Genomic DNA, 11047 nt, shown 5'->3' with positions numbered 1-11047 from the left:
GATGAAAAGTCGGGTGGGCGGTTCCAGTGGGCCCCGTGGGGCTCGAACCCACGACCCTCGGATTAAAAGTCCGGTGCTCTACCAACTGAGCTAGAGGCCCTCACCCGCAAGGCTAGCGGGCGAGGGCCTCCGGGACCGAATGCGTCGGGACGGCGGCGGAGGTCAGCCCCGCCGGCTGGTCAGCGTGCGCAACAGCCACATGACCACCGCGATGACGAGCAGCACGAGGCCGACCCACAGCAGGAACTTCAGGCTCGCGGTGAAGCCACCGACGAACAGCAGGATGACCGCGATGACGGCCAGGATGATGAGCAGCGGGTTCATGAGGGTCCTCTCTTCCGTTGTGGGAGGAGTCCCTCCCTCGCCCGCACACGGTACGCGGAACGGCAGCGACGGGTTGCGCCGGTGGGGAGCGGGCGTGTCACCGGCGACGCCTACACTGCTGCGGTGCCTCGCGATCACCACCGTCCTGTCCACTTCACCGACGCCGAGTTCGCCGCGCTGCAGGGCGGCGAGGACCCGGCCCTGGTGAACCGCGTCGCGCACGAGACCGCGAACGCCCTGCTGCACCGCGTGCGCCAGGACCCGGACCCGCAGGTCGTCGAGCGGCTGGTGACCTACACGGACGTGCACGGCATCGAGGCCGTCGCCGAGCTGTGGGCACGTGTCGGGGCGCACACGCTGCCGGGGGCCCTGTGGCGGATCTACCTGATGCGCACGGTGATCCGGCAGAACCCGGACGAGATCGCGTACTTCTTCACGCGCGGCACGGAGCGGATCACCACGATCGACCAGGCCGTAGCCGGGGCCGAGCAACCGACCGGTCCGGCGGAGATCCTGTCGCTCGCGGACAGCATCCTGCACGGGTTGTACACGGGGGACTTCGCGGTGGCACTCGACCGCGGGGCGGCCTTCTGTCGACTCGCCGCCGCGGGGGCGACCAGCGTGGCGGACGACTCCGACCTGACGGCGGAAGCGCGTGCCAGCGTCTTGACGGTCCGCGCCTTCCGTCTGGCGGAGCTGGCCGAGGACCTCTCCGCAGCGGCGGCGCTCTGGCGCCGCGACGCCCTGGACTGACGGCCCGCGCGGCCGGACGCGGCGGACCTGCACCGGGCCTCCTGGCCGGACGCCGAAGCGTCTACCGGAAGCAGGCAGAGGAAGACCGTCCCGGAAGCGGGCAGAGGAAGACCGTCCCGGAAGCGGGAAGAGGAAGACCGGGCCGCAGAAGCGCCTCTCGGCGCGAGGCCGCTCGAAGCGGCGAATTTTGGAGCCCGGGGCTTGCTGCGGCCCGGCGAGGTCGAGTCTACGAGATCCCACCCGAGCGCGCGTCCGTGTTCACTCACGGTGGACACCGACACGCCGGGCGCGTCGACGCGGGAAGCGCTCCGAGACGACGATCCGGACGAGAACCGGTCTTCGAGCAAACCGACTGGGCGAGGGTGCCGAATCATCAGCGTGTGACGGAACCCATGGGTCGTCACACGGCGAGGGTCACCCTGTGCGACTCGACCCGGTCCACCCGGCCGGAGTAATTCCCTGCGGGTCGCGCAGGGCCCCTCGTGCCGACCGTTCCCGAGACACCGCACAGCCGAACACCGGCGGTGAATCGGACCACCCGAGCACCGGAAGGAGGAAAACCTGCAATGCTTGCGATCGTGGAACGCGACACCGACAGCTGGAGCTCGACCGAGCCCGCCCCTGTGTCCGCTGACTCCCTCCTCCTCCGGGTCGCCCAGGGCGACCAACAGGCCTTCTCCGAGCTCTACGACGAACTCGCCGGCCGGGTCCTGGGGCTCATCACACGGCTCCTCCGGGACCGCGCACAGTCCGAAGAGGTCGCACAAGAGGTCTTCCTCGAGGTCTGGCAACAGGCCGCGAAGTTCGACACCGGCCGCGGCAGCGCCGCGAGCTGGATCCTCACCATGGCCCACCGCCGGGCCGTCGACCGCGTCCGGGCCGCACAGTCTTCTCGAGACCGCGACACCAAGATCGGCATCCGCGACTTCGAGTCCGGATTCGACCAGGTGTCCGAGTCCGTCGAGATCCGCATCGAACACGAGCGGGTCAGCCGGGCCCTCGGTCGTCTGACCGAGTTCCAGCGCCAGGCAGTCCAGTTGTCCTACTACGGCGGCTACTCGCACAGCGAGATGGCCGAGATGCTCGGGGTGCCGATCGGCACCGTGAAGACCCGTCTCCGCGACGGGATGATTCGTCTACGCGACGAGATGGGGGTGACGTCATGACACAACGACACGACGACCCCGCGCTCCTGACCGGATCCTGGGCGACCGACGCCCTCACCGAGGACGAGCGCCGCGAGTTCGAGATCGCACTCGCCGAGTCCCCGGAGCTCCGAGCCGAGGCCGATTCGCTCGCCGAGACCGCACGTGCCCTGGCCTACGCGGTCGAGTCCGTCGCACCGCCCGCGTCGCTCAAGTCCTCGCTGATGGCGGCGATCCAGACCATGCCCCAGGCTCCCGCCGAGCAGGTCGCCCCGGCGCGTCACCTCGCCTCGACCGAGGCGCCCGAACCCGTCCAGGAGGCCCCCAGCGCCTCCGTCACGTCCCTCGCCTCCGGCGGTGGCGCGGCCAGTGCTGCGGCTCACCGTCGGTGGTTCCAGCGTCCGGCAGCGTTCATCGGTGCCGTCGCGGCAGTCGGTGTGGTGTGTGTCTCCCTCGGACTCGGTGCCGGCGGCGCGATCTTCGGCAGCGGCTCCGGCCCCGAGGTCACCTCCTCGCAGGCAGCGTCCGGTCTCGACCAGATCTACGCCTCGCCCGACTTCGCACGGAAGAGCGCGACGGTCACCGGCGGCGGCACGGCAACGGTCGTGTGGTCGGACCAGCTCGGCAAGTCGGCCGTCATCCTCGACGGCGTGAAGGCCGCTCCGGACGACAAGACCTACGAGCTCTGGTACATCGGTTCGCAGGACACCGGCGGCACCATCAAGTCTGCCGGTCTCATGAACGACGTCGACGGCGGCGTGCGCTCGGCGGTGCTGAGCGGCGAGAAGGCGAGCGGCGCGACGATCGGCATCACGGTCGAGCCCGCCGGTGGCTCGAAGCAGCCGACCACGACCCCGATCGTGGCGGTCCCCACCGACTCGGTGTAGTCCCCGCGACCAGGAAGGCCCGGCACCGTCCCTGTGGACGGTGCCGGGCCTTCGTCATGACCACGAGAGGCCCGGCACCGTCCGTTGCGGACGTGCACCGGGCCTTCAGGCCGTGCCAGGTGTCAGCTCATCCGAAGCGACCCGAGACGTAGTCCTCGGTGGCCTTGACCGACGGGTTCGAGAACATCGTCGTGGTGTCGTCGTACTCGATGAGCTTGCCGGGGGCGCCGGTACCCGCGATGTTGAAGAACGCGGTCCGGTCGCTGACGCGCGACGCCTGCTGCATGTTGTGGGTCACGATGACGATCGTGAAGTCCTTCTTGAGCTCCTCGATCAGGTCCTCGATCGCCAGGGTCGAGATCGGGTCGAGTGCCGAGCAGGGCTCGTCCATCAGGAGCACGTCGGGCTGGACGGCGATCGCGCGAGCGATGCACAGACGCTGCTGCTGCCCACCGGACAGGCCCATGCCGGGCTTGTCGAGGCGGTCTTTGACCTCGTTCCAGAGGTTGGCACCCTGCAGCGACCGCTCGACGATGTCGTCGGCCTCCGAGCGGCTGATGCGCTTGTTGTTGAGCTTCACGCCAGCGAGCACGTTGTCCTTGATGGACATCGTCGGGAACGGGTTCGGGCGCTGGAACACCATGCCGACCTGGCGGCGGACGATGACCGGGTCGACGCCCGGGGCGTACAGGTCGTCGCCGTCGATCTTGACCGAGCCCTCGACGTACGCGCCGGGGATGACCTCGTGCATGCGGTTGAGCGTGCGGAGGAACGTGGACTTGCCGCAGCCGGACGGGCCGATGAACGCGGTGACCGTGCGGGGCTCGATGATCATGTCGACGCCCTCGACGGCGCGGAACTTCGAGTAGTAGACGTTGAGGCCGTCGACCTCGATGCGCTTGGACACGGTGATCCTTACTGTGTTCGGGACTCGCGCTAGCGCGAGAGCTTGGGGGCGAAGAGGCGGGTGACGAAGCGTGCCAGCAGGTTCAGGAGCATCACGATCAGGATGAGCACCAGTGCGGCGGTCCAGGCCCGGTCGACGAACGGCACCGGGTTGGCGCCCTGCTGCGAGTACTGCGTGTAGGCGAACACCGGCAGGGTCATCATCGGGTTGCCGAACAGGTCGTAGTTCATGCTCGACGTGTAGCCGGCCGTGACCAGGAGCGGTGCGGTCTCGCCGATGACGCGGGCGATCGCGAGCATGACGCCCGTCGTGATGCCGGCGAGGCTCGTGGGCAGGACGATCTTCACGATGGTCAGCCACTTCGGGACGCCGAGCGCGTACGAGGCCTCGCGGAGTTCCATCGGGACGATCTTCAGGACCTCTTCGGTGGACCGCACGATGATCGGGATCATCAGGACCGCGAGGGCGATCGAGCCGACCAGGCCGAAGCGGGCACCCGGGCCGAGGAAGAGCGCGAAGAGCGAGTAGGCGAACAGGCCGGCGACGATCGACGGGATGCCCGTCATGACGTCGACGAAGAACGTGATGCCGCGAGCGAGTGCACCGCGGCCGTACTCGACCAGGTAGATCGAGGTGAGCAGGCCGATCGGGACGCTGATCAGCGCCGCGAACAGCGTGATCTCGAGTGTGCCGACGAGCGCGTGCAGCGCACCGCCGCCGACCGAGATGACGCCGCGCATCGAGTACGAGAAGAAGGCGACGTCGAACCGGGCGAGCCCGTCGGCGATCACGGTCCACAGCAGCGAGACGAGCGGCAGGACCGCGATCACGAACGCGGTGATCACGAGCGAGGTGACCAGCCGGTCGACGGCCTTGCGTCCGCCTTCGACGATGCGCGAGACGACGACGATCAGGACGTCGAACAGGACCGTGCCGAGGAACAGCGCGGCCACGACGTTGAAGTCCTTGACCGCACCGCCGGCGTTGAGCAGCGCGAAGACGAGGGCCAGCGCGACCCAGCTGCCGCCGAGGAGCAGCCACGGGACGGACTTGTGCAGCTTGCCGTTGGCGAAGACGTTGCCGGCGGACTGATGGAGTGCGAGGGACATCGGGGCGTGACCTCTCAGCTGACGCGTGCGCGCACGATGTACCGCGCGAGCATGTTGATGACCAGGGTGATGACGAACAGGATCAGGCCCGTCGCGATGAGCGCGTTCAGGGCCGTTCCGGACGCCTCGGCGAACTGCAGGGCGATGTTCGCCGCGATGGTCGAGGGGTTGAGCGACGTGAGCACCTTGAAGGTGACGTTCGTCGAGACCGACAGCACCAGGGCGATGGCCATCGTCTCGCCGAGAGCACGGCCGAGACCGAGCATGACCGCGGACACGATCCCGGACTTGGCGAACGGCAGGACCGACAGGCGGATCATCTCCCAGCGGGTGGCGCCGAGGGCGAGGGCGGCCTCTTCGTTGAGGGTCGGCGCCTGCAGGAAGATCTCGCGCATGATCGCCGTCATGATCGGGATCGTCATGACCGCGAGCACGATCGACGCGGTCAGGATCGTGCGACCCGTGCCGGAGACCTGCCCGGAGAACAGCGGGATCCACGCGAAGTACTCGTTGAGGAACGCGTAGAACGGCTTCACGAACTGCGACAGCACGACGATGCCCCACAGGCCGTAGACGACCGAGGGCACCGCGGCGAGCAGGTCGATGACGTAGCCGAGCAGCGGTGCGATGCGCCGGGGCGCGAAGTGCGAGATGAAGAGGGCGATGCCGAGCGAGAGCGGCACGGCCATGACGAGCGCGAGCAGCGCGGACCACACGGTGCCGAAGACCAGCGGGCCGACGTACTCCCAGAAGTTCCCGGCCTGGTTCGGCAGTTCGCCGACCTTCGCCGAGAAGGCGGGGATGCTCTGCCAGACCAGGAAGGCCGCGACCAGGGCGAGGACCACCAGGATGAGGCCACCGGAGATGACCGAGGCGGCGGAGAACACGCGGTCGCCGACACGGACGACGGCCTTGGGCTTCGGCGGGGTGATCGAAGGACCCTGTTTGACGGGTGCGGTCGTCATGGGGAGTGGACTCCTGTCGGGAGACGGGGAAGTGCCCGGACGCCGGTGGTGGGTTGACCGGCGTCCGGGCTCTCGGTGAGGAGTTACTTGATGGAGGCGACCGCGTCAGCGGCCTTCTTGCCGAGGTCGCTCGACAGGGCGGCCGACTTGGCCTCCGAGGCGGCGGCCTTCTGGGCGTCGTCCGAGACCACGTAGGTCAGGTACGACTTGACGAGGTCGGCCTTGGTCGAGTCCTTGTACTCCTGGCACGCGATGGCGTAGGAGACGAGCACGAGCGGCCATGCGCCCTTGGCGGTGTCCTTGCGGTCGATGTCGATCGCGAGGTCGTTGTCCGCGCGGCCGGAGACCGTCTCGGAGTCCGCGACGACCTTGGCAGCACCGTCGGCGCTGATCTCGGTGGCGGTGTCGCCGACCATGAGCTTGGCCTTGGCGAGGTCACCCGCACCCGAGTCGTCGATGTAGGTGATCGCGTTCGAGGCACCCTGCATGGCCGAGGCCACACCGGAGGTCTTGGCCGCGGCGTCGCCGACCTGGTACGGGAACGTCTGGCTGGGGGCCTCGGTCCACACGTCACCGGCGTTCGCCGACAGGTACTCGGAGAAGTTCTGCGTGGTGCCCGAGTCGTCCGAGCGGTGCACGACCGTGATGTTCGCGTCCGGCAGGTCGACGCCCTTGTTCAGGTCGGCGATCTGCGAGTCGTTCCACTTCGTGATCTTGCCCGAGAAGATGCCCGCGATGGTCTTCGCGTCGAGGCTCAGGTCCTTGACGCCGTCCACCTTGTAGGCGATGGCGATCGGGGAGATGTAGACGGGGATGTCGATGGCCTTCGAGTCCGCTGCGCAGTTCGCGAACGTGCCCGAGAGCTCCTCGTCGGAGAGTGCTGCGTCCGAGCCGGCGAAGTCCGCCGCGCCGGACATGAAGTTCTTGCGGCCAGCGCCGGAGCCGTCCGGCGAGTAGTTGACCGTGACGCCGGAGGCCATGTCCTGGAAGCCGGTGGCCCAGACGGTCTCGGCGGTCTGCTGTGCGGAGGAGCCCGAGCCGGTCAGGGTGCCGGAGAGCTTCGAGTAGTCGACACCCGAGGCCGAGGCCGACGAGGTGCTGCCCGCGCCGCCTTCGTTCGCCGCGCACGAGGAGAGCACGACCGCGCCGGCGATCGCGATTGCCGCGACCGAGCCGATTCGCTTGATGTTCACAGGGGTCCCTTCGGGAAGTGAGTGCAGGTGGGACCGCTGCTGGTCCCGTGGGTCGGTGCCGACCCGCGAGCGACTGTAGGGACGTGAAGTGACCGGATTGGTCTCGGCCGGTGAACGGAAGGTGAACGAGGGGTTGTCGCGGCGCGGAACCGGCGCGAGGGCGCGGTCGGGGGAGCATGCTCAGGAGCAGCGTGCCTACGGACTGGAGGCTCGGGTCGGCTCGGTCCCGCTGGCGTCTGCCCGGTGGACACCTGGCTCTACGGTGGAGCGGGTGGGGCTTCGGTCAGCCCGAGACCGGGTTGCGGTGGGTCTCGACCGCGACGAGTGCGCCGTCGGCGATGTGCATCACGGCGAAGTCCCCGACCGACAGCATCGCGGCGCGGCGCAGGTCGAACCGGCTGGTGTCCGCAGCGGTGTCGGTGGCGATGCGCGCGACGATGTCCGGCAGCACCGGGCCGTGGGAGCACAGCACCGCGGTCCTGCCCTTCGCCAGCCGCTTGCGGACGACGCCCTTGACGTCGGCCGAGCCCTGGTCGTGGGCGTCCTGGCTGATGTCGGCGGTGCTCGTGACACCGAGTCTGAGCGTGTCGGACAACGGCTCGACCGTCGCCAGGCACCGCGCAGCTCGGCTGCTGATGATCTTGCGCGGACCGTAGGCGGCGACCGGGGCCGCAACGGCCTTGGCCTGGGACCGCCCGACCGCGAGCAACGGGCGGGTGGCGTCCGGCCCGTGCCACTCGGAGCCGGGCGTCGTCTTCGCGTGCCGCAACGCGATGAGCGCGAACGTGTCGTGCTGTCCCTCGGCCACGCGGTCGGCGAAGCGCTCGAGGATCTCGACGTCGCGCGCGTAGGTCAGCCGGGCGCGCGCGTCGTCGATGCTCACCCACTCGATCGCTGCGACCTCGTCGTTCGGCTGGAACCGTCCGGCGCGCTCGTGTTCCTTCGTCGAGACCTTGGCGGCCCAGTAGTGGACGACCTTGTCGCGTCCGTTCGGCAGCACGTACTCGGCGGTGCCGAGCGGCGCGCCGAGGTGGACGCGGTAGCCGGTCTCCTCGTCGATCTCGCGCACGGCAGCGGTGGTGACGGCTTCGCCCGGGTCGACCTTGCCCTTGGGGAACGAGACGTCCTTGTGGTGCTCGCGGTGGATGAGCAGCACGACGGGGATGCCGTCCTGGTGGCGCCAGACGACCGCGCCGGCGGCGACCACGGGCCCCGAGGGTCCGCCCTTCACCGTGCGGAGCGCTTCCGGGACGAGATCTGCCGCATGATGACATTCTGCACGTCCTGCAGAGGGCGTCCGTCCTCGTCGGTCGATCGACGCGTCCACTCGCCGTCGGACTCCAGGTGCCACGAGCTGGTGGACTCGGCCATCGCCAGGTCGAACATCTCGGTGACCTCGTTGACGTGGGCCGGCTCGGACAGGCGCACGAGGGCCTCGACGCGGCGGTCGAGGTTGCGGTGCATCATGTCCGCGCTGCCGATGAACACGAACGGGTCGCCCTCGTTGTGGAACGCGAACGCCCGCGAGTGCTCGAGGTACCGCCCGACCACGCTGCGGACGCGGATGGTCTCGCTGACGCCCTCGATCCCCGGCTTGAGCGAGCAGATCCCGCGCACCCAGATGTCGATCGGCACGCCCGCCTGGCTGGCCAGGTAGAGGGCGTCGATGATCTGCTCGTCGACCATCGAGTTGACCTTGATGCGGATGCCCGACGGCTTGCCGGCGAGTGCGTTGTCCGTCTCGACCTGGATCCGCTTGAGCAGCCCCTTGCGCAGGTGCAGCGGTGCCACGAGCAGGCGCTTGAACTTCTTCTCGATCGCGTAGCCGGACAGTTCGTTGAACAGACGGGTCAGGTCCTTGCCCACGGTGTCGTCGGCGGTGAACAGGCCCATGTCCTCGTAGATGCGGGAGGTCTTGGGGTTGTAGTTGCCCGTGCCGATGTGGCTGTAGTGCTTGAGCGTCCCGCCCTCTTGTCGGATGACGAGCACGAGCTTGGAGTGCGTCTTGAGCCCGACCAGGCCGTAGACCACGTGCACGCCGGCCTTCTCGAGCTTGCGGGCCCAGGTGATGTTGTTCTGCTCGTCGAAGCGCGCCTTGATCTCGACGAGCGCCAGCACCTGCTTGCCCGCGGCCGCGGCGTCGATCAGCGCCTCGACGATGGGGGAGTCCCCCGAGGTGCGGTAGAGCGTCTGCTTGATCGCGAGCACGTTCGGGTCGGCGGCGGCCTGTTCCAGGAAGGCCTGCACGCTCGTCGCGAAGGACTCGTACGGGTGGTGCACCAGGACGTCCCTGGCCGCGATGGCGCGGAACAGGTCGGGCTTGGTGTTCGGTTCGCCCGGCTGGAACTGCACCGGGGTGGTCGGCACGTGCTTGGGGTAGTGGAGGTCGGGACGGGGGATCTTCGAGATCTCGAACAGGCACGCCAGGTCGAGCGGTGACGGCAGCCGGTAGACCTCTTGCTCGGTGATGTCGAGCTCGCGCACGAGCAGGTCGAGCGTGACCGGGTCCATGTCCTCGGTGATCTCGAGGCGGATGGGCGGTCCGAACCGACGACGGAGCAGCTCGCGTTCGAGGGCCTGGATGAGGTTCTCGGCCTCGTCTTCCTCGATCTCGACGTCCTCGTTGCGGGTGACGCGGAACACGTGGTGCTCGAGCACCTCCATCCCCGGGAACAGGTCGCCCAGGTGGTTGGCGATCAGGTCTTCGAGCGGGATGAAGCGCATGCGCCCGGAGTTGTCGTCCGGCAGCTTGATCAGGCGCGAGAAGTTCTGCGGGACCTTGAGGCGTGCGAACTCCTGGCGCTGCGACTTCGGGTTGCGGACGCGCACCGCCAGGTTCAGTGAGAGCCCGGAGATGTACGGGAACGGGTGGGCCGGGTCGACCGCCAGGGGCATGAGGACCGGGAAGATCTGCTCGGCGAAGTAGTCGCGCATGGTCAGTCGGTCGGCCTCGGCCAGGTCGGACCAGTGCTCGATGTGGATGCCTGCGGCGTCCATGTCCGGCTTGAGCGACCCGATGAACGCCCGGGCGTGCCGGTCCTGCAGCTCGTGCGCCTTGTTGGCGATGTCGCGCAGGACATCGCTGGGGGCGCGTCCGACGTTGGTCGGGACCGCGATGCCGGTGTCGATGCGGCGTTTGAGCCCCGCGACCCGGACCATGAAGAACTCGTCGAGGTTCGAGGCGAAGATCGCCAGGAAGTTGGCGCGTTCGAGGAGGGGCACCGTGCGGTCCTCGCCGAGCTCGAGGACACGCTGGTTGAACCGCAGCCAGCTGATCTCGCGGTCGAAGTACCGGTCCGTCGGCAGCGACTCGTGCTCGACCTCGACGACCTCGTCGAAGTCGTCGAGGTCGTGCGAGACGGATTCGCCGTCGAGCTGCGGTTCGGTGTCCATGCGCACATCCTGCCACCCGGTCCCAGGGGCGGGAGCCGGGTCAGCGCCGCCTGTGGAGAACTCCGACGGGTGACTGCCCCGGGAGGCCGTCGTGTTGGTGCCCCGCCTACAGGGGTAAGGCATCGTCATGATATACGAACGGTGACATCTGAGACGGGAATGTGGGTATGGTGGCGCTGTCAGAGCCTCCGGGGGGATTCCACTGCGCGGGGGTGCAGCTACGAAATGAAAGAGGTTCACCATGTCTCGTGTGCTCTCCACCGAGCAGGCCAAGTCGGCCATCCGCCAGATCCAGTCGATCGTCAACGGTGGGTTCACCGACCAGATCTCGCAGCTCGACGCCCAGGGGCGGATCCTGTCCGACTCCAACG

At 68.4% G+C, this 11047-nt stretch carries 10 protein-coding genes and 1 tRNA gene; 3 read left to right on the top strand and 8 right to left on the bottom strand.

The annotated features are described in order from the left end of the window. Positions 1 to 27: 27 nt before the first annotated feature. Positions 28 to 100 (bottom strand) — tRNA-Lys (locus ASG04_RS03320). Between the two features lie 62 nt (positions 101 to 162). Next, positions 163 to 324 carry a hypothetical protein gene (locus ASG04_RS17695; protein WP_181436968.1) on the bottom strand — a complete coding sequence of 54 codons (162 nt, stop codon included), beginning with the start codon at positions 322 to 324 and terminating at the stop codon, positions 163 to 165. A gap of 123 nt (positions 325 to 447) precedes the next feature. Between ASG04_RS17695 and ASG04_RS03315 the strand changes: the two genes are divergently transcribed. From ASG04_RS03315 to ASG04_RS03305, 3 genes are all read left to right on the top strand, one after another. Next, the gene (locus tag ASG04_RS03315) at positions 448 to 1077 is read left to right on the top strand and encodes a hypothetical protein (RefSeq protein WP_056120417.1); all 630 of its coding nucleotides are present in this window, start codon (positions 448 to 450) and stop codon (positions 1075 to 1077) included. 566 nt (positions 1078 to 1643) lie between these two features. Beyond that, complete coding sequence (locus tag ASG04_RS03310) at positions 1644 to 2243, top strand: sigma-70 family RNA polymerase sigma factor (protein ID WP_056120336.1); 600 nt, start codon at positions 1644 to 1646, stop codon at positions 2241 to 2243. Continuing rightward, a complete protein-coding gene (locus ASG04_RS03305) occupies positions 2240 to 3109 on the top strand; it encodes an anti-sigma factor domain-containing protein (protein ID WP_056120335.1) in 870 nt (289 codons plus the stop codon). Before ASG04_RS03310 ends, ASG04_RS03305 begins: the two co-directional genes overlap by 4 nt. 127 nt (positions 3110 to 3236) lie before the next feature. Here ASG04_RS03305 and pstB read toward each other — a convergent pair whose 3' ends face one another. The 6 genes from pstB to ASG04_RS03275 all read right to left on the bottom strand — a co-directional run bounded on the left by pstB (position 3237) and on the right by ASG04_RS03275 (position 10676). Beyond that, positions 3237 to 4016, bottom strand: coding sequence for a phosphate ABC transporter ATP-binding protein PstB (pstB, locus tag ASG04_RS03300; RefSeq protein WP_056120332.1), 780 nt, complete (start codon positions 4014 to 4016; stop codon positions 3237 to 3239). Between the two features lie 29 nt (positions 4017 to 4045). Then, the gene (gene pstA, locus ASG04_RS03295; RefSeq protein WP_056120329.1) at positions 4046 to 5125 is read right to left on the bottom strand and encodes a phosphate ABC transporter permease PstA; all 1080 of its coding nucleotides are present in this window, start codon (positions 5123 to 5125) and stop codon (positions 4046 to 4048) included. 14 nt (positions 5126 to 5139) lie between these two features. After that, complete coding sequence (pstC, locus tag ASG04_RS03290; protein WP_056120326.1) at positions 5140 to 6090, bottom strand: phosphate ABC transporter permease subunit PstC; 951 nt, start codon at positions 6088 to 6090, stop codon at positions 5140 to 5142. Between the two features lie 83 nt (positions 6091 to 6173). Next, complete coding sequence (locus ASG04_RS03285; RefSeq protein WP_056120321.1) at positions 6174 to 7283, bottom strand: phosphate ABC transporter substrate-binding protein PstS; 1110 nt, start codon at positions 7281 to 7283, stop codon at positions 6174 to 6176. Between the two features lie 283 nt (positions 7284 to 7566). Further along, positions 7567 to 8490, bottom strand: a complete 924-nt coding sequence (locus ASG04_RS03280; RefSeq protein WP_235515419.1) for an NUDIX hydrolase — start codon at positions 8488 to 8490, stop codon at positions 7567 to 7569. A 20-nt stretch (positions 8491 to 8510) separates the two neighbouring features. Next, positions 8511 to 10676 (bottom strand): RNA degradosome polyphosphate kinase, encoded by a 2166-nt coding sequence (locus ASG04_RS03275; protein ID WP_056120316.1) that lies wholly within the window; start codon positions 10674 to 10676, stop codon positions 8511 to 8513. Positions 10677 to 11047 lie beyond the last annotated feature (371 nt).

Source organism: Curtobacterium sp. Leaf183, from assembly GCF_001424385.1.
In the GTDB taxonomy this organism is placed as follows: Bacteria; Actinomycetota; Actinomycetes; order Actinomycetales; family Microbacteriaceae; genus Curtobacterium.
The sequence above is the reverse complement of the archived record's forward strand: the minus strand, read 5'-3'. Positions and strand labels throughout refer to the sequence as shown.